This is a genomic window from Paenibacillus paridis, from assembly GCF_006345825.1.
GTDB lineage: Bacteria > Bacillota > Bacilli > Paenibacillales > Paenibacillaceae > Pristimantibacillus > Pristimantibacillus paridis.
The window spans coordinates 13,629-35,182 of sequence record NZ_VCIX01000083.1; the positions used below are offsets into that span (position 1 = coordinate 13,629).

The 21,554-nt window shown below is 50.7% G+C and carries 16 protein-coding genes; 5 read left to right on the forward strand and 11 right to left on the reverse strand.

Features of this window, described 5'->3' with window-relative positions; genetic code table 11:
- Positions 1-368: 368 nt before the first annotated feature.
- Positions 369-1,340: a DUF5071 domain-containing protein gene (locus tag FJQ58_RS11920; protein ID WP_139993620.1), complete on the reverse strand. Its 972-nt coding sequence runs from the start codon at positions 1,338-1,340 to the stop codon at positions 369-371.
- A gap of 495 nt (positions 1,341-1,835) precedes the next feature.
- Here FJQ58_RS11920 and FJQ58_RS11925 point away from each other — a divergent pair, with 495 nt between their 5' ends.
- Positions 1,836-2,681 (forward strand): hypothetical protein, encoded by an 846-nt coding sequence (locus tag FJQ58_RS11925; protein ID WP_139993622.1) that lies wholly within the window; start codon positions 1,836-1,838, stop codon positions 2,679-2,681.
- 52 nt (positions 2,682-2,733) lie between these two features.
- On the opposite strand, the gene FJQ58_RS11930 is transcribed toward FJQ58_RS11925, so the two are convergent.
- A complete protein-coding gene (locus FJQ58_RS11930) occupies positions 2,734-3,129 on the reverse strand; it encodes a VOC family protein (RefSeq protein WP_139993624.1) in 396 nt (131 codons plus the stop codon).
- Positions 3,130-3,312: 183 nt separating this feature from the next.
- On the opposite strand from FJQ58_RS11930, the gene FJQ58_RS11935 reads away from it, so the two are divergent.
- On the forward strand, positions 3,313-4,593 hold the full coding sequence (locus FJQ58_RS11935) for a class II aldolase/adducin family protein (RefSeq protein ID WP_139993626.1): 1,281 nt from the start codon (positions 3,313-3,315) through the stop codon (positions 4,591-4,593).
- A 106-nt stretch (positions 4,594-4,699) separates the two neighbouring features.
- Here FJQ58_RS11935 and FJQ58_RS11940 read toward each other — a convergent pair whose 3' ends face one another.
- The 8 genes from FJQ58_RS11940 to FJQ58_RS32930 form a co-directional block, all read right to left on the reverse strand.
- Positions 4,700-8,794: a discoidin domain-containing protein gene (locus tag FJQ58_RS11940; RefSeq protein ID WP_139993628.1), complete on the reverse strand. Its 4,095-nt coding sequence runs from the start codon at positions 8,792-8,794 to the stop codon at positions 4,700-4,702.
- Between the two features lie 152 nt (positions 8,795-8,946).
- Positions 8,947-10,698: a cache domain-containing sensor histidine kinase gene (locus tag FJQ58_RS11945; protein WP_139993630.1), complete on the reverse strand. Its 1,752-nt coding sequence runs from the start codon at positions 10,696-10,698 to the stop codon at positions 8,947-8,949.
- A gap of 6 nt (positions 10,699-10,704) precedes the next feature.
- Positions 10,705-11,469 (reverse strand): response regulator transcription factor, encoded by a 765-nt coding sequence (locus FJQ58_RS11950; RefSeq protein ID WP_139993632.1) that lies wholly within the window; start codon positions 11,467-11,469, stop codon positions 10,705-10,707.
- 12 nt (positions 11,470-11,481) lie between these two features.
- Positions 11,482-13,197, reverse strand: a complete 1,716-nt coding sequence (locus tag FJQ58_RS11955) for an extracellular solute-binding protein (RefSeq protein WP_238404009.1) — start codon at positions 13,195-13,197, stop codon at positions 11,482-11,484.
- Between the two features lie 222 nt (positions 13,198-13,419).
- Positions 13,420-15,069 carry an SGNH/GDSL hydrolase family protein gene (locus FJQ58_RS11960; protein ID WP_139993633.1) on the reverse strand — a complete coding sequence of 550 codons (1,650 nt, stop codon included), beginning with the start codon at positions 15,067-15,069 and terminating at the stop codon, positions 13,420-13,422.
- Between the two features lie 33 nt (positions 15,070-15,102).
- Positions 15,103-15,807 carry a response regulator gene (locus tag FJQ58_RS11965; RefSeq protein ID WP_139993635.1) on the reverse strand — a complete coding sequence of 235 codons (705 nt, stop codon included), beginning with the start codon at positions 15,805-15,807 and terminating at the stop codon, positions 15,103-15,105.
- Complete coding sequence (locus FJQ58_RS11970; protein ID WP_139993637.1) at positions 15,807-16,661, reverse strand: sensor histidine kinase; 855 nt, start codon at positions 16,659-16,661, stop codon at positions 15,807-15,809. Before FJQ58_RS11970 ends, FJQ58_RS11965 begins: the two co-directional genes overlap by 1 nt.
- A 24-nt stretch (positions 16,662-16,685) precedes the next feature.
- Positions 16,686-18,068: a copper resistance D family protein gene (locus FJQ58_RS32930; RefSeq protein ID WP_238404011.1), complete on the reverse strand. Its 1,383-nt coding sequence runs from the start codon at positions 18,066-18,068 to the stop codon at positions 16,686-16,688.
- Between the two features lie 203 nt (positions 18,069-18,271).
- Between FJQ58_RS32930 and FJQ58_RS32325 the strand changes: the two genes are divergently transcribed.
- A complete protein-coding gene (locus FJQ58_RS32325; protein ID WP_162341460.1) occupies positions 18,272-18,427 on the forward strand; it encodes a hypothetical protein in 156 nt (51 codons plus the stop codon).
- Between the two features lie 108 nt (positions 18,428-18,535).
- Here FJQ58_RS32325 and FJQ58_RS11980 read toward each other — a convergent pair whose 3' ends face one another.
- Complete coding sequence (locus tag FJQ58_RS11980) at positions 18,536-18,946, reverse strand: gamma-glutamylcyclotransferase family protein (RefSeq protein ID WP_139993641.1); 411 nt, start codon at positions 18,944-18,946, stop codon at positions 18,536-18,538.
- 67 nt (positions 18,947-19,013) lie between these two features.
- Here FJQ58_RS11980 and FJQ58_RS11985 point away from each other — a divergent pair, with 67 nt between their 5' ends.
- Together FJQ58_RS11985 and FJQ58_RS11990 are read left to right on the forward strand one after the other, a co-directional pair.
- The gene (locus FJQ58_RS11985) at positions 19,014-19,898 is read left to right on the forward strand and encodes an AraC family transcriptional regulator (protein ID WP_162341462.1); all 885 of its coding nucleotides are present in this window, start codon (positions 19,014-19,016) and stop codon (positions 19,896-19,898) included.
- A gap of 121 nt (positions 19,899-20,019) precedes the next feature.
- A complete protein-coding gene (locus FJQ58_RS11990) occupies positions 20,020-21,297 on the forward strand; it encodes a glycoside hydrolase family 27 protein (protein ID WP_139993931.1) in 1,278 nt (425 codons plus the stop codon).
- Positions 21,298-21,554 lie beyond the last annotated feature (257 nt).

Below are 21,554 nucleotides of genomic sequence, written 5' to 3' on the forward strand. Positions count from 1 at the left end.
CGTGGTACCACCCTAATTCGGATTACGTTCCAGCTCACGCGCGCTATAACCTCATACGAAGCCTGCGCCTGCCGCTTGGCAGCGGATTGCAATCCCTTAGCCCCAATAACGGCGGGAACCGGGCCTTCCCTACTCGCGCCGTGCGGCATGCCGCCATGGCGTTTCAGGTGCCTGCTCTGGAGTGAATCTTCAGCAGCCTTATCTCATAAAGACGCTCTCAATCTGCGGCGTCCTCTCCCTGTACGAAAGCACTGCTTACTCTTCTCCATCATCGCTTTACTTCGGATATGGAACAATAATCTATATTATATGCAATCAGCGGAGGCGATGCAACAGCTGCGGGACAATTCAAGGCTAAAAACTAGGATTCATGAAACGGACAGCATACCCAGCCAGTCCGAATCCGGTTTCATCAGGCGGATTCCATTTGCCAGCCAGCGCTTTTCCTCAGCCTTTAACAGAGGGAGATAATGCATGAAATCCGCCAAATCCTTTTCTCTCGGAGCCAAGCTTTTAAACAGCAGCTGCCATACCGGATTGACGTATGGTCTTCCTGCTGCGTCTTTGTGAGCGAACTGCAACATTGGCATCGTGATATCCTTGTTTTTTCGAAATAGAATCTCGTCTCCCAGGCGTTCTGTAAGCAGAATCTCTAAAAAATCATCTCCCCTAAACAGATGCAAGCAGTATCTCGGCAGCGAAAGGTCGCTAAGCTGACCATAGTCAACCAGACGGTGTTCGCCGGGAACTGCGACTTTGATTTCCCAATTGACAAAATAGTCCAGCACAGCTTGTACGTCCTCGCGATAAACACAAATATCGATATCCTCATGCTCTCTCGTCATGCAGCCAAGCCCAAGATCGACGGCCCAGCCACCAGCAATCAACCAGGGCTTCTTAAAATCACGCATGACATCCATCACAAATTGCAGATTGGGATGATTAAAGCTTTTTTTTATTACGGCAAGTATGCTTGCGGCCGTCTCATTTACTTCCTCCAACAATTCTCCTTTCGTAGGCGAATAAGCCATTCTGACGAGATCCGCACTAAATTGCTCAATGAATGGGAAAGGAAGCTCCTTCACAAAAAACTGCAGACACCATTCTTTCCACTGGTCATCCTTTGTTTTTAACACTTCTTTGATGTGCGGTATGGTTTCATCTGGATGTTTAAGCAATAGAGTCGCCACTTCCATCGCAATGGGCCAATTAATGTTTTGCAGCCATTCCACAAGCCTAGGAATCATCGGTGCCAAACTCGCTTTATCGAGTTGATACAATTGAGCTACTCTCTCAAAATCATGTTTATCCCTTGGGAGATAAAGGCTTATATCCTCCATAAACACCCCTCGCTTTCCAAAAGCCTTTAAGAACCTATAACGTTCATAAATCTTACTCTGAATTCATGCTTCTTGTTGCTCTTTCGTCTGCACCACCTAAAATAATCCGTCCGTCTTACATGAAAATAGGTATTTTTCAACAGAATCGCCTCCATTGTTGAGTAGTGATTTAACTGGAATTATTCCCTCTAATTTGATTGTTTTCAGCCATTTTGAGGCTTTAGCTGGAATTTCTCCTTCTAATTCACCAGAAATCAACCGAAATCAGGTCAACTGGTTACATTAACGGGATAAATTCCATCTATTCGTTAGATGAAAATAAATTCGCTATTTTAGCAGGAAAAATTCCATCTAATCAAAACCAACAAGCGCCCCTCCGAGAAAGCTAATGATTCTCCTAATTCACCTATTCATTTATCTCTTTCTATTATTCTCCAATCCTATATTATTGTAAGATTATACGATATACAAATATTAACGAAAGTGGGAACTGCATTGAAAGATCCGATAATCATCCCTGAACGTTTAAAAACAATCATCCACTGGGAGAAAGAATTCGTCCCTGAAGTTCCCTATTTGGAAACGCCAACGGGGTATTTCCTTAGATTCAACGAAGAAGTCAATGGAGGATATCCATGCTCCCCTGCGGACGCTATCCTTTTTGCAAACACGGGGATGGACGGGATTCATTATGCCTTTTTAACAGATTTCGGAACGGTAGCCAACTTGGAGGAAGCACCCATCGTATGTGTTTCTCCCATGGATTTTGGCAATTGCGTACGGCTTGTCGCAAGCAACCTTGAGGACTTTTTCCGTTTAAAGTTTTACGGGCATGAAGGGCTGCTCATGAATGATTTCACAACAAAAGAAGACTATGCGAAGTACTGCCTTAAGGAACAGGATGAACCGGAGGTTTCCGAATATTTTGATCACAATAAGTGGGAGAAGCAAAGGGCTGTCGTCAGGGCAGCAGCCATACAAACCTTTCATTTCGAGCCCATTGCTGAACCGTTCGATTATATCCAGCAGTTGCGCGCCGCTAGGGAAAAACAAATCGTCCTCGCTACGGCAGATCGATTAGGCGTTAGGGCGGTAAACACCTCTGCGCTCAAGCAGACGTACCTTCCGCATCCGTGGCACGGTCAAGAAATTCCATACGAAGAAACAGATGAGATCCGAGATTTTGTAGATGGAGCAGAGGTTGAAACCTTGCTGTCGTTTGTCAGGGATTATCAGAATCAAGCTGTCGATGACACCTTCTCGCTTGCGATTGTATGTAGGGCACTGGAGGCTCGCGGTTTTCAAATGGAAGCGATGAGATTATCCAATTGCATCGAATAGGCCAACCAAGCGGAAAGAGGCAGCCGATTACGGCTGCCTCTTTCTGCTTTTCTCAATGGGGAAGCGTCAATTGCCAAGAAACGCCGAACTGATCAGATACCCAGCCGAACTTCTTGCTGAAGGAGTAGTCACCAAGCGGCATAAGAATACTGCCTCCCGCCTGAAGCGCTTCATACAAACGATCAATTTCTTCCTCTGTGTCACAGGTAACATATAGTGAAAAAGAAGGGGTAAATGTAAACGCATGCTGGGCATAGCTGTCGATGCACATGATATTTTGGCCTTTTAAAGAGAACGTCGCAAGCATTACGCTTCCCTCCTTGCCAGCCTCATTCGCCCCATAACGTGTCATGCTGATCACTTTGGAATCTTCCATTAAGCTGATGTAATAATTCATCGCTTCCTCTGCACGGCCTTCAAACATTAAAAACGGGGTTACCGTTGACATCGCGTTTAAGCTCCTTTTCTAAGACAAGTGGTATTTCTTCTTTCATTTATAACATATATTCGAGGATCTATACCTGCACTTCCTGCCTATTACGGTCTAATAACAGCTTCCCTGTAACATAGATCACATCCAAAAGATACAAATTAAGGTACGATGGGCTTAATACACAAAGGGGATGATTTTATGCAATTCGACCTGCTGCACCCATCGGACCAAATCTTGATGATGATGGACCGCATCTATGAATATGGCATGACCACAACCTCAGGCGGCAATCTGTCGGTGCTCGACGAGAACGGCGATCTCTGGATAACGCCTGCGGGGATCGACAAGGGCGAGCTAACGAGATCGGATATTGTATGTGTAAAAAAGGACGGAACGGTCGCTGGCAAACATAAGCCGTCTAGCGAATACCCGTTCCACAAGCTCATTTACGCGCGCAGAGCGGATTTGCGGGCCGTTGTTCACGCCCATCCTCCCGCACTCGTCGCCTTTAGCATGGTGCGGAAGGTACCTAATGTTCATCTGCTGCCTAATGACTATCTGGTATGCGGCGAGGTTGGCATGGCGAAATACGGGCTGCCGGGCAGCATGGAGCTAGGCGAGAATATCGCCCAAGTGTTCGAACAGGGCTTCAACACCGTCATGCTTGAAAACCATGGCGTAGTCGTGGGAGGCGAAAGCTTGTTCGAGGCGTTCCAGCGCTTTGAGACGCTCGATTTCTGCGCACGCCTTGAAATTCAAGCCAATCGCATCGGCCAACCCATCTCACTGGCAGTGGAGCCGGCTATCGATAAGCGGCATGAAATTAAATATGAGTTCCTGCCCGTATCCTACAGCAGCGAAGAGAAAGAAGCACGCCGGGAAATGTGCAAGCTCATTCACCGCTCCTACGACCAGCGTCTCTTCACAAGCACGCAGGGTACCTTCTCGCAACGGATCGGCGAAAACTCCTTTATCATTACGCCTTACAATAGAGACCGCAAATATTTGCAGCCAAGTGACTTGGTCCGAATCGATAACGGCCGCAGGGAAGCAGGCAAAACGCCGAGCCGCTCGGTCAGGTTCCATCAGCATATTTACGAAACACAGCCCCATGTCAACTCGGTCATCATTGCTCATCCGCCAAATGTGATGGCCTTTTCGGTGACGGGAGAGGCACTGGATTCGCGAACCATTCCCGAGAGCTATATCCTGCTGCGCAGCATACCCAAGCTTCCCTATGGCGACCTATACAGAGCTCCGGCAGAGACAGCTGCGATGTTTAAGCCGCAAACGCCCATCGTTATAATCGAAAATGACAGCGTCATTGTAACGGGTCAAAGCTTGCTTAATACGTTTGACCGGCTGGAAGTGGCGGAATACAGCGCCAAAGCCATCATTGACGCGAAGAGCATCGGACAAATCGTCCATATGGAAGATTCTAGAATCCAAGAGCTTGAGACGGCCTTTCATTTGAAATAAACGGATGGCCTCCCCCTTCGTACAACCTTGGTTAAGAAAAAGCGTCCTTCCTCCACTGCAATACCGGAGAAAAGACGCTTTTTAACATGCTTTTTTCAATTAATGCCTAAGAACCATAAACCTCAAAATTCCATAATGAGTAGCCAAAAGCCGTTCCCCGTTCCGTACCCAGCATGCGCACGTAGCGCCCTGTTCCGCTAAGCGTGACGTCATCTGTCCCGCCGTCGCCGGTTGTGGTACTGTAAAGATCGCTCCAGACCGAGCCGTCGGCCGATGCTTGAAGCTTGTAGGATTTGCCAAAGGCGGCCTCCCACTCCAGCTTCACTCGCGTAATTGAGCGTGATTGCCCGAGATCGATAACAATCCACTGCGGGTCTACGCCGGCAGCCGATGCCCAGCGTGTGCCACCGTCGCCGTCTACCGCCGAGCTTCCGGCAAATGGCGCCTCTACCGAGGATACCGTGACGGGTTTGTTAAGCGATAAAGGGGTTGCTCCCGGGGCCACTGGCCCCGCAGTATCATTGTATACTTCTACTTCATAAAGGGAGTAGCCATGGATGGTTCCCCGCTCCGTACCATATACGCGCAAGTAACGGCCAGAGCCAGCTGCCTCAACGACATCGGAGCCGCCATCGCCGGTTGTCGTATTGTAAATATCCGTCCAATCCGTTCCATTTGCAGATACTTGAAGCGTATACGATTTGGCAAAAGCCGTCTCCCACGTCAATTTCACTTGATTAAACGATTTGGTGCTGCCAAAATCGATGGTCAGCCATTGCGGGTCTGCACCCGTGGCAGAAGCCCACCTCGTTCCCAGCACGCCGTCGGTGGCATTGGCTCCTGTGAAAGGTTCTTGGAACGACGATACCGTCACCGCGCTGTTTAGCGCAAGATTCGGGCTCGTATTTCCGCCGCCCTCGTTACCGCCACCGCCGCCAGGCTCGCCGGTCCCGCCATCTCCGCCGTCCCAAGGCGTCCATGAATCCGAAACGTTTGAATTTTGCATCGGATTAACCTGAACGAGCGACCTCGCGCCAACCACTGCCGTCCCGGTTGTGCCCGATGCGTTTTTGAACGTAACCGTTACGCTGCTATTTGTCGGATTCCAAACTTGTGCGGTGTAGCCGCCATTTTTCTTATAGACGGTCGCCCCGCTCCAGCCTGTCGCCCATACGTCCTTCGTCCGCTCGCCTAGGGAAGCCAAGCTGTTGACGAACCAATACGTATTGAATACTTCATTGCGCTGCATGCCTGCCGGCGACCATTTGGCGAGCACCGACTGAGGATCGCTCAGCGATTGAATTGGCCATACAATATGCTTCCAGTCCGTTTCCGGCCCGCCGTTATCGGCTACGAAGCCGTTATAGAGAGCTGCAGCCTTCGACTTGTCGAACGCATAGCTCGTTAAATATTCGGAGGTTGGCAGCCAATGAATGCCGTAAATATGCACCGGCTCTCCGCTGAAGAAGGTACCATAGAAGTAAGAAGAGCCATACACCTGGCCCACCGATTTATGCGTCCACTGCGGGAGCCAGTTGTCTCCATCATAGTTGAACCAGTATTGCTCAACGGCCTTCAGCTCCGTCGTGAAGCCGTAAATGGAAGCATCACGGAAGCTGACGTCACCAGTCAACAAGCTCCACATATACTGGCCGACCCAGCCAAACAACGACTCTCCGGCTGCCTCTTGATTGTTGCCGCTATCATTGTCCGCATAGCCGCCAGCCCACGAATGGCCTTGGTACGGGTCAAAGCTGCGGAAGGACGGGTACATCGGATCCGTCTTCGAAGGGTTCGCGTAATCGCGGATCAAATGCTCGACCATGTCGCCATAGTCGGTCCGGAATTGATCGTCATACATGGCAAGCACCGCAGAGGCAAATACATAATAGCCATACGTAAAATGATGATCGGTAATGCCGGTATTGGCACCGAATTCGCTATGCTTGTAATACATCGTGCCCCAATCCTGATTGTAATACAGGAAATAATCAGGCTCGCCTTCCGTATACGTATACCAATCGATCAAAATGGTTTTGATGCGGGACAAGAAGCGGTCCCGGTACGTCGTATTTCCGATTTCGTTGGCAGCGATCACGCCCATCGCAAGGGGATGAAGTCTTTTTCCTTGCCAGTAGGCATCGCCTGCCATAATATTCGTTGTCGTTTCCTGATCCAGCATTTCCAAATAATCGAGCATGCTTTGGCGCGAATACTCCGGGTTCGTCGGCTCTGTAAACTGCGGCACCATGCCATAGAACCGGTCGACCGTCGTAAAGGCATTTCCTTCCCTGACCTTGAGCGTTCCCCGAATCGATGGGTACGTCCGTGCCGTAAGGGGAGTAGGCGTGATCTTCCATTGATGCGGATAGAGCGCCAGCAGCGTCTGGTCGGAGAAGCCCGAACGCTTAAGCTGGGTCGTGGCATTAAAGTTGGTCGTTACTTGAGAGGTCGATTCGTTATAGTTATAATTAACGACCGTATCTGTAACGAAAGCATAAGCATGCTGGTAATAGAAATCAAAATCCGCCGCTGCAGGCAGGGATGCGAGGGACAAATAATTACTGCCACCGCCAAGCTGAATTTTGATCTTGGGCCCGACTTTTTTGAATACGGTTCCGGCCGGGGCAAAAATGCCGTAGTAGCGCGTATCATTATCGTTGCTTACTTTCAGCCTGATTCGATCTCCGTTAAAGGTTGCCCCGTCTGCTGCCAGAACTGCAGCGCCGCTCCCGTTCACGATTTCCGTCACCAACGAAGAGTAGAGCTCGACCGAGTTTGGATCGCTGAATTGGCTGAATACATAAGGTGAACCTTTTACGAACGAGACCTTCATCTTGTCCGTATTGTTGTCGCTTAGCACTGAATCCACGGAAAAATCACCGTAATCGGTCACCCGATTGGACATTTTCGCCGTATTGATGTTGCTCGCCATCATATACAAATCCGGATTGCCGCCTGCGTTGACCGAAATGCCGTCCCCGCTAATTTTGCCCGCGCCTGGATTCAAAATCCCGAGCCCCTGCGTGTAAAATTTAGATTTCAGCGGCAGCGTAATGATGGAATCGCCTAGCGGCTTGATCAACAGAGATTGCCACCAGTCATTGGACGCGATCGGCGCTGCTACAGCGCCAGCCTTGTTCGCCGGATACCTTGGCTGCGGCATCACAATATCATTCGTCAGATAGCTTCCTTGCCCTACCTGCACTTTCGTTGGTGTCGGCAATGCAGGAATGCTGTAAGCAGGCTGTGGATGTCCTGCCACATAGTCGTACACCTCAAAGTCATACAAGGAGTAGCCAAAGCTGGAAGCCCTTCCGATTCCCTTCATACGAACGTATCTGCCCGAAGCGTAGACGGGAATGTCCTGCTTGCCTCCTCCGCCGCGGATTTCGCGGTAAATCGTATTCCATGACGTTGCGTTATTGGATACCTGGAGGTCGAATGCACGACCTGCGGCTTCCCAGTTAAGCACAATACGCCCAATCGTTCTTGTGCTGCCAAGGTCAACGTAAATCCACTGGTCATCGGTATGGTTGGAGCCCCATCTTGTCGCGGAGCTTCCATCCACCGCATTGGCAGGCAGCGTTGCGCCTGGAGGCAGGTAGCCCGCTTGCTCATAAGAGGAAGCTTCCACCGGCCTGTTAAGAGCAACGTTTGGTCCATATTGCAGAGGCGCTTCATTCACCCCGCCAGTGCCGTAGACTTCAATCTCAAAAATCGAATAGCCATAAGCGCTCAGAGCCCGCTGTGTTCCGAGGATCCGAACGAAACGGCCGTTGCCCGCAATCGCCAGCTCGTCCAAACCACCGTCGCCGGTAGTCGTTGCATAAATATCCGTCCATGTCGATTCGTCATCGGATACCTGAACCTTATAGCCTGTAGCGTAAGCTCCCTCCCAAAGGATCTTCACTTTGTTGATAGCGGCTGACGCGCCTAAGTCCAGATAAATCCACTGCCCATCAGCTCCCCAACTGCTCGACCATCTGCTGCCCGTGTTTCCGTCGACAGCCAAATGGGCCGAATTATTGCCTTCGACTGACGAGGCGTAAGCCGTACGATTGAGCGAGAGCAAGTGGGATTCAGCCGCATAGGCCTTCTCGGCGGGCTGCAAGGGCGCCACCGTAAGCAGCATCGCCGCGATAACCGAATAAACAATGCCTTTGCCTGCGGCCTTCCTTCTGTTCTTTCCTGCTAACATAATGAACCTCCTTTAAATTTTCGCTGATGGCCGCTTGGCAGATATTCTGCATAAGCTGAACAAATGTAAGCGGTATCATATTCTCTATTTTAAATCGACAGCATCTGCTAGAAACACTGAACGATTCAACGAAATGTGTAAAATTCCAAGGATCATTGCGAATTCATCCCACCCTCCTTATACACCACCGCCGGAAACCGTATGTGGACGATCGTTCCCTTCTTCAGCTCGCTCGAAATCGCAACGCCATACTGCTTGCCGTAATGAAGCTTAATGCGCTCATCAACATTCCGAATCCCGTAACCGATCCGTTCCGGCCCATCCGCAAATATCGCATCAAGCTTGCTCTGGCTCATGCCAAGACCGTTATCCTTAATCTCCATATAAATCTCACGGCCCCGCCTGAATATGGAGAGTGAAATGCAGATTTCATCAGCTTCCCAGGCATGCTCCAGTATGTTCTCAACAAAAGGCTGCAAGATGAATTTTACCGTCTCGCAGCCTGTCGTGGCAGGGTCCGCTTCCAACGTCACCTGAATTCGATCCGCGTACTTCATATTTTGAATAGTCAAATAGGCTTCAATAATTTGCAGCTCCTTCTCCAGCGTGATCAGCATTTCTCCTTTATTCAGCGTAAGCCTGTAAAATTTCGCGAGCGCACGGATGATCTCATGCAGCTTGCCGATTTCCCCCAGCTTGGCCATTCGGCTAATAGAGGAGAAGGTGTTATAGAGAAAATGAGGATTGATTTGTGCATGCAATATTTGCAGCTCGGCTTCTTTTTTCTCCAGCTTGCTGATATATACCTCGTCGATCAGCGCCTGCGTTGTAGATGCCATGTCATTAAAGGAGTCTGCAATGTCGGCAAACTCATCCCTGCCGCGGTAATGGATTCGCCGGTGGAACTGCCCCTCCTTGAACGCCCGAAGCGAGACGGTCAGCTTCATCATCCGTTTGGAAAGCATATTCGCAATCAGCATGCTAATCAATGTCATGACCAGCACAGTCAATACGCAAACGACGACCGTGACATTTCTGACCTTGTCGGAATTTTCACTAATGGATGAGACCGGAATAAGCGCAACTAGCTGAACCGGCAATCGGCTCATTTCCTTCGTTATAGGCAAAAAACGCTTGTCGCCCGCAAGCAGCACTGACGAAGAGTTATCCGGCGTTAGTTTCGAGCTCGCATACAGAAGCTGCTGCTTCTCATGGACAACAAACAGCTGCGTGCCTTGTCCCAGCAGGTTAAAATCAACATCCTCGAAAATCTCCTTTAGCTTAACGGATACCCGAATGAGCCCGATGGATTGAAAGGTTTCATAATTGATGAGAGGCCGAAGCAGCGAGATATAACCATAATCGGCATCCTTCCCTACCTGTTTCCAAAGGAGGGCGTCAGACGCAAGTTCCAACTCGCTGTACCAAGGCTCCTCTTTTATTCGGTCCGTATACAAAATGGCATACTGCCGTTCCCCGGCGATAAGCGATTGCTCCGTTTCGTTGTAATAGAACTCGCTGATCGTGGCTTTGTCGAGATAGACGGTCAGCTTCACCTTCTGCTTCGGCAAATACAGCGCGGATTCGAGACGCGGCAGCACATATTGCGTAGTCGCCTGGTATTTTTCCAAATTCAAATAATAGCCGGACAAATAACGCGACAGCACCTGATCGGCATAGATCTCCTCCGAGCTTCTAATGACGTCATCCACCCGGTATTGCACATTGTTGCTAATCTGCTTCATCGCAACCTCCAAGTTGCTCCGCGTATGGCGCTCGGTCGACATGACGGAGGAAAAATAGGAATAGCTGCCGATTGCGCTGACAGGCAATATAACCAGAAGAAGGTAGGATATTAACAATTTATATTGAAAAGGAATGTAGCGCTGCTTATGCTTTTGCACACTTCATCAACTCTGCTTTCTATAATCTCCCGGTGTCATGCCGAAGGTTTCCTTGAATACCCGGCTGAAATAGGTCAAGCTCTTGTAGCCTACTTGATCTGCGATTTCATAAACCTTGAAGCCATGCTGCTGAAGCAGCCCCTTTGCCTTATTCATGCGCTCTTGGACGACATAATCGTTAAAGCTGATCCCTACCTGCTCTTTAAAAAGAAAACCGAAATGGTTCGCGGAATAAGAGAATCGGCTCGCGGCTTCCTTCAACGTAATCTCTCCGGATAGATGGGTTTTCACGTAATCTTCAATGTCGGAAAGCAGCTTCCACTCGCTTTTGTGCTGTTTAATGGAATCGAGGTTAGCTGCCGCGTCTTCCACTCGCTCATTCTCCTGCAGCCGCTGCGCATCCAAACAAGCAACGATCGCCTTTAAAGCCGCGACGATCTCGTCATCGTCAACCGGCTTTAGGATGTAGCCGTCCGCTTTCAAAACCATCGCCTGCTTGGCATAATGAAAATCCTCATAGCCGCTAATAAAAACGACCTTTAACCGCTGATGCGCCTGCAGCGCTATTTTCGCAAGCTCGAGCCCGGACATTACGGGCATTTTAATATCGGTAACGAGAATGTCCAGCTCATGCTCATGGATATAATTTAAGGCCGCTAGCGGCTTATTCGAACTGTAAACGATTTCAATATTCAACGCTTCCCAAGGAATGAGACGCTGCAAGCCGAGCAAATCGAAGTTTTCATCATCTACCAATGCCGCTTTATACATCGTATCAATCTCCTATCGCTTACCCATCAGGTTAAGATTTTGCTGCCATTTCGCCGTTTTCCATTGCAGTACCTTTCCGTAACCGAGCCGCTGCGATTCATTCTCCGCCTCTTCGATCAGCTTGCTTACCTCCTCATCGCTTGCGGCAAAAATAATTTTCGGAACAAGCTGCTTGTAATGCTCCTTGAGCTGCTGCATGATCATCCCTTCCTCGGTATTCGGAAGAGGGTCCAAGTTCGAGAACTCCGTCATATTTTTGGACGTTTTAAAGGATACCGTCGTCTGCGCCATGGCCGTCCAGTCCTGTGCCTTCTCTGGCAGAAGCCGCTCGCGCCTGCTCTTGGCCGCATCCACATAGCTCGTATTGCCATACCAGTTGAACTCCCCGATTTTGAGCTCATCGTACTTAAACCGGTCGCGGTTGATGTAAGCCTTATTGGGCAAGGGTACCCCATCTTCGATTCGGTCATAGTACAAGCCCGGCGGGCCAAAGAAAAAAACCTGCTGCCCTTCCTTACTCAGCGCCCAGTTCATATAGGCGAAGATCGCCTCAGGATTGGCCGCGTTCCGTGTAATGACGTTCACGTTCCAGCCAAGATTGTTGTAGCCGCTCGGATAAACCTTGGTCTTGTCTACTCCTTCCGCATGAATGGGCCAAATAATATCATAGCCAGCGTCCGGGTCCTTGGCTTGAAGCCAATGATTCGCTTCTCGTCCGACGCCTTCCACAACGGCATCATATGCGCCAAAAACGGCAATTTTGCCATCTTTCAGCCTTTCCATCATTTGATCCCGCGTTTGCGTAAAGCTGTCACCTGATATATACCCCTCCCGGTATAGGCGGCTTGCGAACGCAGCCGTCCGCGCAAAAGCCGGGTCCTGGTAAATAGAAATCAGCTCCTTCCCCACTGGCACGCCAAATACGGCGCCGGAGCCAGGCGATAGAAATGCGGGATTTCGATCATTCGCCGCCCCGCTGTAGAGCATGCCTATCATTTGCGATTCGCTGTCACGAATCTCGCCAAATTCCAAAGGAATTACCCCGAATTGCGCTTGTTTCACAAGCAGCAAATACGCCTCCAAATCAGACCAAGTGTCGAGCGCGGGTGAACCCAGCTGCTTATAAATTTTCCGGTTAATGAGATAAGCAGCATTTCCGCTAACGCTGTCATTCAAGCCATGGATGAACCAATTGGGGATTTGATAGAGCTTTCCATCCGCGCTGCGCAGCATCTCCAGATTCGCTCTGCCTATCGTTTCCGCAAATTCAGGATACTTCTCCAAATACGGGTCCAAAGGAACTAACTGGCCTGCGCTTACAAGACGTTCTACATCCTTGCCTCTCTCCAGCACAATCGCGTCCGGCAGCTGCTTGGATACGATCATGGCATTCAGCTTGGAGGCAGCGCTTCCGCTCGATTGGATGGGGATCATCCGGACACCGAGATTTTCCGTAATCCATCTCCCGTGGGGACGCTCCTCCCATGCCGGTGCCGTATACCAGTCATAATTAACGTATTGCGTGAAGGTTAAGATCCGTTCGCCAGCGCCTTCCTTCGGACTTGCAGCATCACCATCTATTGCCAAAGCTGTACCGAAACGTCCGTTGCCATCCGCCGCATAAGCCACCTCTCCGGATGGTTTGCTCTGCCCAGCGCAGCCTGGCAGGGCAAACAAAGTAACCATGACTAATCCATAGAGCAAATGAGATAGCCTCCTACTATTCATACGATCCCTCCTCTCAATAACCGCGCAGCTCTCCTACAAGCTTATAAGTGATCTTCCAGCTGTGACAAGCCCGCATTTTGTCTTATTTATCCAAAAATTTTGTTTCTTTTCGGTGATAGTGCACCTTTGGATAGAGACAACAAAAAAAGGCTGTTCAAGAAGACCACATGCAGATCTTCTTGAACAGCCTTGTTGAACAAATATAAGAATGAGTGCCCTGAATCAAGCATGCTGCCGAATGAAAGCGAGAATCGGCTCAGGATCTTCCAAGCTATGCGGATGGTGGCCCACTCCCGGCTTCACAATGAGGGATACAGTTCCCCCTAGCTTCCGATAGAGCTCCGCAAACGGTGCAGCATTTTCCCCGATTGGCACCGGAATATCCGCATCGCCCGCTACAATCACTACCGGGATATTCGTATCCGCCAGCTCATCTATCCGATCGATTGGGGAGATTCTTGCCAAAGCCGATGTCTCTTCCGTCAACCCATATACAGCCAGGCATTCTGCCCATTCCGCCTCAGCTCCTGTCCCCGCGCCTTTTCCGCCCGGCCAGCTGCGAATATCCAAAACGGGAGCGTCCAAGTAAAGAAGCTTGACCTGCTCCGGATACTTGGCGGCATAGTTGAAGGCATAAAGCCCGCCGCGGCTGAAACCAAACAGGACGGTTTTGGGGGCTAATCCGTACTCAGCCGTGATGAAGCGATGAAAGCCATTCATTTGTTCTACGGCTCCAGGACAGCCATACTGATTGCTTAACCCGTAATAGGCAATCGCCCAGCCCTGCTCCAGCAGCGCCATATCCGGATAGGAGAACGCATCAAAAAATTCAGCCCTCCACAGCCATGGCTTGCCGTCTGCACTCTTCTTAGGAAAGATAAGGAGTCCTTCTCTGCCTTCAAGCATAAAATCAATCCGTTCATAGCCTCGCCAAATCGAATGCTTTATGACTGGATTACCCTTTGCTTCTGTGGATATTTTCCGAAGCTCGCTCGCAAGTTCTTCTCCCTTCACTAAAGCAAGTGCGAGTGGTGACGCGTCAGCCTTCGACGGATTCGTATGGCCGACATGCTCCTTCCAGGCCGAGCTCAGCAAGCGATGGCGGAGCATAACCGTTTGAAACAGGGGAGAGCTCTCCGGATGATCCACATAGTCTGGTCTTTGCTCCAAAGAAATATTGAATAACACGCGAAGCAGCGCACGCGCAATCTGCCAATGTCCCCGAAAATCCGGATGTATGCCATCGCCGCTCTTATAGTTTGCATCCGCTGAACGCTCACGGCTCCATTCATGAAGGATCGCATCATGAATAGGTACGACTGCATCTACAGGTTGCTCTAATGACAAGATCCAATCCGCGTAACGCTTCAGAACCGATTCGTAATCTTCAAAAGGCGCGGCATAGCTATATGTCACTTGGCCAAGCGGCTGCAAGCTGCCAGAGAAGGACTGTGGATCAAACGGCGGCGGCGTCATTATGATGACTTTTGCTCCCGCATCCTTAATCTTGCCTGCTGCGGTGAGCATGCCTTGCTTATACGCTTCAAACCGCTCTTCGGCGAATGGATAATAGAGGCCGTCATTCATGCCATAACAAAGAACGACCCAGTCCGGACTCGTTTCCAATAAAGCCTTGTCCAGTCTCTCATGCACACAAGGGCGCGGAAATGGATGCTCTGGCTCGCTTAACCCGGAAGCCGTCTCGCTGCTCACTCCGAGATTAATGAGCGTCATCCGGTGTCTCGGAAAATGTTCAAGGAAATAAGCGTCCATGAAAGCGATAAACCGGCCTTCGTCCGTAATGCTGTCCCCTAAAAAAACAATTTTGATCTCCTCTGGAATTGCGGAATCCTTTCCGTATAAAGGGTTCATATGACTCTCCTTTGGCAGCCGTATTGGATATTCCTATCTTTCCACCATGCCTTGTTCGAAAGCGTAGCGCGTCAGCTGCACCCGATTATCCAGATGGAGCTTCTGCAAAATGTTCTTGAGATGGTTTTTTACCGTATGCTCGGACAAACCCAGCTCAGCGGCGATCTCGCGATTGGAAGCGCCCGTCGATACTCGTTCCAGCACCTCTTTCTCCCGGTCGGTAAGCGGCGTTGTCATCACCGCTGCATGTTTGTCCAGCGATTGCGCCTTAAGCGCCGGCCGTTTCCGCTCCTCGGGCTTGCTCACTGAAAATTCCTGAAGCAAGCGGAACGCGAGCTCCTTTGACATCGGAGCTTCATCGAGTGAAATCGCGCGCAAATACTCCATCCAAGAGGAGGGAGCCAGGTTTTTGAGCAAATAGCCCTGTGCTCCCCGCTTAATTGCCTCGAATAAATTCGTTATGTCATCCGAGACCGTGACCATGACGATCTTCAAGCCCGGCATAAGCAGCTTCAGCTTTTGGGTCGCTTCAAGCCCGCCCATGCCAGGCATATTAATATCCATCAGCACCAGATCGGGCTGCACCTGGGGGATGGAGGCTATCGCATCCTCTCCACTGGCTGCCTCACCGACAACAACAAAAGTGCTGTCGGTGAGGACGATATCGCGCATGCCTTCCCGCCCATGCGGATGGTCATCGACCAAAAACACGCGCACCTGCGTTATTTTCTCCGTCATTAGGCTGCGCCCCCTCCAATAATTTCCACTTTCGTGCCGCGTGAATTCCCCGGCTGCACCGTTACGCTCCAGCCCATCGCTTCTGCACGCTCCTGCATCATTTTGACGCCGTATTTCCCTTTCACAGAAAGCTTGTCCGCCGATACGCCGATGCCGTCGTCTGTAATCGAGCAGCGAAAATGGCTGTTCGATTGCTCAGTTCCCGGTTCACTTTTGCCACGGATCATAATTTGTTCCGCTTGCGCATGTTTTTGGGCGTTCATTAGCGCCTCTCGCATAATGGCAAGCAGCTCCACCTTCTGCTTATGCGACAGCACTCCCTCCTGCACCTGCCACTCGACGGATGTACGGATGCCGCTGGTCTGCTCCATTTCCATGGTCAAATGATGGATGCTTTGCATCCAAGACATGTCTGCAGGCAGCGGGGCATCATGCAAGTTTGCTATGGATTGCCTTACGTCATCATACACATGCCGCACCGTTCTCTTAATCTCTTCCGTCGTTTGCTTGGTGTCCGAATCGATTTGCGACCTCTCTAGTTTATCGAGCTTCACCGACAGCATAAAAAGCGATTGGGAAATGCCGTCATGCAGCTCGCGTGCCAATTGTTCGCGCTCCTCGAAGGCCGCCTTGACCACCCGTTCCCGCTGCAGCGTTTCCTGCGTTTGCTCCAGCTTGGCAAAGAGTGCCCGCAGCAGGGTCAGCGTGATCAGAAATACAAATACCGGCGCCAATAAATTACCCAGATCCATTGAAATAACGGGTAGTAAAAACGTGTGGCGCAAATATTCCCATAGGCCGATGGTGACCGTCGGAATCCATAGGATAAGCCATTTCAGCCATTTGTAGGACATGGATGCTTCTCCTTCCGCTTGCCGTTAATCATTGCGGAAAGCAATGTTCTGCTTCGTCTCCGCGCCGCTTTGATCCGTAATGAGCAGCTCTGCCTCCCACTCGCCTCGCGTAGGCAGCTCGACCTTGTCTGATTCATAATCCGTTTCCGTAAAACCAGGGAAGGATAAATAATTTTCGCCGCTTGCCGCCTGCAATGGAACCTCAATGGCCGCACGCTTCGGATGATCCGCGGAGTGCAGAAGCAAACGAACCGAGGCTGGGGCTCCGAGCTGCTCAGGCAGCCATATTTTTAGCGTTACACGGTTAGGTCCGGGTCCGTTAGGCTTAATCTCAAGCGTGTAATGCAGCTTGTCGCCCATTTGATGATGGGAAAATGGCTTTGTAATAGGCTCCGGGCTCACATAAGTAAAGATGCTTGCTACAATGAGCACCAGTGCCATCAGAAGACCATCCAGCTTCAGCAGCTTGCCGCTTGGCAGCTTGCCCTTCTTAGCCCGACGACGAAGAAAGAAGCCTGCAACGGCGATAAGGAGCACAAAGAGCGCTTTCGCGAGCAGCAGCAAGCCCCAGCTCGTATAAAGCAAATAACGCCAGCTTGGCAGCATTAACGCCGTCATAGCTATTCCGCTTACCGTAAGCAGAAGAATCGTAAGCCACGCGATTTTGGTGAAGCGCTCCGCGAAGCGGCCCGCTTCCTTACGGTCTGCCCGCCAAAATAGCAGCAGCAAAAGCAGCCCGCCTGCCCATATTGCTGAGCTTGCCGTATGTATAAAATCGAATACGACCGCGAATGTATAATCTGGCAGCGCCATCACATGACCGTTAAAGCTCTCCGCCGCTGCAAGCAGGAGCGCCCATATGATTTTGACGGAATCGGGCAGCCTCACAACCGCAAAACCAAGCAGCGACAGCACGAGGATAGCCAGCCAAGAATTCCCGGTTGCCGTTTCCGTCAGCAATCGGAGCCATTCGTTCGGGCTGCCTCCACTATAACCTTTCAGCAGCTCTGTAATATGCGTGAAAACAAACAAGAGAACGGCGAGCAGAAACGTTCTCAGCGCATAAATCTCCCACTTTCCGAGCAGCTTTCGCGCGTTTGCATTCTCATCCATCGGAATCGCAATGGACCACAGCATGATTCCCGACACGAACATAAACGCCAAATAGTATACGGCTCTTACTGTAAAAAACAAAACCTGCCCCACCGTCATGCCTTCATCACTGCCATGTTCTGAAGAGTGGGTATGTCCTACCTGCTCATGTGGGTCAAACGCTGCTGCAACGCTGCCGGCCAGCGGCTCGGCGAAAGCCTGCGAAGGCAGCAGCAGCGACCCCAATGCTGTGAAAAGCAAAATCAAAAGTGCAGCCGCCAGGCCGTTCGTCCATCCGATCGGCTTGGCTCGCATTATCGACTTTTTTATCCTATCCATAACCAATGTTGTCACGTCCCTTTATGTCATTCTGCTCTAGTTTACTAGACCGTTGTCAAAAGAACAATTCCGGCTGCGCTGGCAAAAAGCATAGATTGAATAGAACCATGTATAGCCGCAAGCATTATTAGCAATTCTACAAATAATACACTACGAAGTAGAAAGGAAGTGCTTGAAACATGGATAAGGATTACCGAATTGCGGAGCTTAGCAGCCAAGGGGACGCGCTTGATGCCATCCGCAGGCTGGAGCAGCAATTGACCGAGACTTACGGCTCGGAGGTCGCATTGATCGCATATGCCGCAGAAGAGCATGAGGATGATCCGCAAACCTAGAACGGAGAGGATAATTCGGCAAGGCCAAACAGCTATCGCTGATCAATAGGGGAAACGAGAAAGCATGAGCCAAAAGAGACATTTCCAAGTTGAGGGGGAATGTCTCTTTTAGTTTTCCTTTGCTTTTTTCCGCGCATAAACGTCCGGCCAATAGGTGTCTTCCAAAACCGGAAGCCCTCTGCACGATTCCCATGCATAAACCCAGCCGGCCAGACTGTTATCCTCTGCATCAGAGACCCAAATCCGCTCGTAATCATTGGCTTCTTCTATACCGTGAAACTCTTCAAGCACGTCCATGGCAGCAAGACCTGCTCTATCGACGGCCATCCAAAGACCGCGTATAATACTAGTGCGCTGCTTTGCCGCTTGATCCCGAACGAGTGCGGGATAGTCGCCGCAATCGACCATGCAGCCAACCATTTGCCCCGGGCGACACGACTCTGCATAGGCAGCGACGATAGCGTGGTTGCTTTGGCCCGGAAGCAAGCTGCCATAAATAAAAACCGAAATGGACGACAACTGATTCTCCCCCTTCTCTATTCAATTACCTAACTTACTCATGCTAAGCTTGGAGGTGTTCATCGTCATGGTTGTTCAGCAGCCTTATGGGGTATACGGCTATCGTTTTCAAGATTCCCCGCAGCTTCCTCTGTATCAGCTGTTTGCCACTGGCTGCCAGGAGGTGACCGACCCCGACTATTACTGGGACGGCATGAAGCGGATTGACGGGCCTCTTTATTTATTTCAATATACGATCTCCGGGTTCGGCCATTTCCGGCTCGGCGGGGAAACTACAGAAATACATCCCGGAACCGCCTTCCTCACGGAAATTCCGGGCAATCACCATTACTGCTTGCCTGAAACAAGCGACCACTGGACCTTTTATTTTGTATTGATCAGGCAGCAGCACCTGCAAGGGCTCTGGAAGGAACTGCTGCAAACGGTGGGCGTAACGCCGTCCTTTGAACCTACTAGCGCTGTCGTTCGCTGCTTGCAAAGCTTGTACGCCGATGCAAGGGGCAACCGGATTCAAAACAGCCTTCAAGCTTCCGCGCTCGTATACCGGCTAATGATGGAGCTGCTGCAATTCAGCACCGCGCAGCAGCAAATCAAAGCGAGTTGGCCGCAGCCGATCCAGCAAGCCGCTGCCTTCATGGAAGCCGAATTTCACCGCTTGCAAAGCCTCGACGATGTAGCCGCCGCCGCTGGGCTGTCCAAGTATTATTTTACAAGAATGTTCACACAAACGACAGGCAGTTCTCCGATGGATTACGTCACTAAGCTTAGAATTGAGAAGGCTGTCCAGCTGCTTCGCGGCAGCACGCTCTCGGTAGAGGAGATCGCCTACACGGTCGGATTTGCAAGCGGCAGTTACTTCAGCAAGGTATTTCGAAGCCGCGTCGGGTTCCCACCTGCGGATTTCCGATTAGCGAAGGAGCTTCCGTCTATCGACCGATTACAGTTCGATTAAAGAGCAATATTTTACATATGACCGCAATAAATTGTGCTAGCCACCTGCTGCTGTTTCGTTTTACGATTATCGCATAGAGCAATATTTACGATAAGAGAGGACGATTCCGATGACAAAAACAATAAAGCATCATTCCTACGCGGCATTGCCGCCGATGGGCTGGAATAGCTGGGATTGCTATGGCGCCAGCGTAACAGAAGAGGAAGTTCGGGGAAATGCCGAATATATGGCCGAACACTTGAAGGATTTTGGCTGGGATTACGTCGTCGTCGATATTCAGTGGTATGAGCCTGGGGCGAACTCCTCGCACTACCGCCAATTCGTCCCGCTGGAAATGGATGAATATTCTCGCCTGCTGCCTGCCGTTAATCGGTTTCCGTCAGCTGCCAATGGCCAAGGCTTTAAGCCGCTTGCCGACTATGTCCATTCTTTGGGTTTGAAATTCGGCATTCATATTATGCGCGGCATTCCGCGGCAAGCTGCTCATGCAGATACGCAGCTGCTTGGCACTCCGGCAACCGCCCGCTCCATTGCGCATCCTAATTCCATTTGTCCATGGAACACCGATATGTACGGCGTGGACGCTTCCAAAGACGGAGCCCAGCAATACTACAATTCCTTGTTTGATTTATACGCATCCTGGGGAGTTGACTTCGTCAAGGTAGATGATATCGCTGCCTCGAGGCTGTATGGGATTCACTTGGATGAGATTAAGCTGATCCGGCATGCGATCGAGCAATCGGGAAGACCGATGGTGTTAAGTCTCTCACCGGGTCCTGCCCCGCTGGAGCACGCCGAGGAGCTTAATGAGCTCGCCAACATGTGGCGGATGACCGATGATTATTGGGATTTGTGGCATCTGCTGCATGAAATGTTCGAACGCTGCGAGAAATGGGCGCCGCATGTTGCAGAAGGCGCTTGGCCGGATTGCGACATGCTGCCGCTCGGCCACCTTGGCATTCGCTCTGTCGATGGCGGGGGAAGCGACCGCTGGACGAGATTCACGAGGGATGAGCAAGTCACGATGATGTCGCTATGGGCCATCTTCCGCTCACCTTTAATGTTCGGCGGCGAGCTTCGGGATAACGATGAATGGACCTTGTCGCTGCTGACAAACGAAGAGGTGCTTGCGTTGCACCGCAGCGGCCGCGGCGCGCGACAGCTATACCGTGACGAGGAGCGCATTGCTTGGACGTCGGAGGATGAGGCGGGGGCCCGTTATGTAGCATTGTTCAATGCAGGCGAGCATTCCGATACCGTCACGGTTACCTTGGCGCAGCTTGGCTTAAACGAAGCACCGCAAGTCCGCAACTTGTGGGCACGCGAGGATCTCGGTAAACAAAGCGAGCTTTCGTTCATACTCGCTCCTCATAGCTCTATTTTGCTGAAACTAACTTAAGGACAACTAACCTGGCTTACTCATACGTGATGCTGAGCCCAGCTTCACCAAGCCACGTTCAGGATCGATTGAACATGAAGCCTCGCACAAGACCAGCTCCCGCACGCTTGTCGTGTTGGGCTGTTTTTTTTCCATCCCGCTCCCCTCTCCCCCCGCTCCCGCATAATAAGGCCGCCATTACTCGAAAAACCTAAGGAGAAACGTGTTATATAACGAATTTCAGTTAATTACGAAATTAGTTACTTTGCATTGGTTTT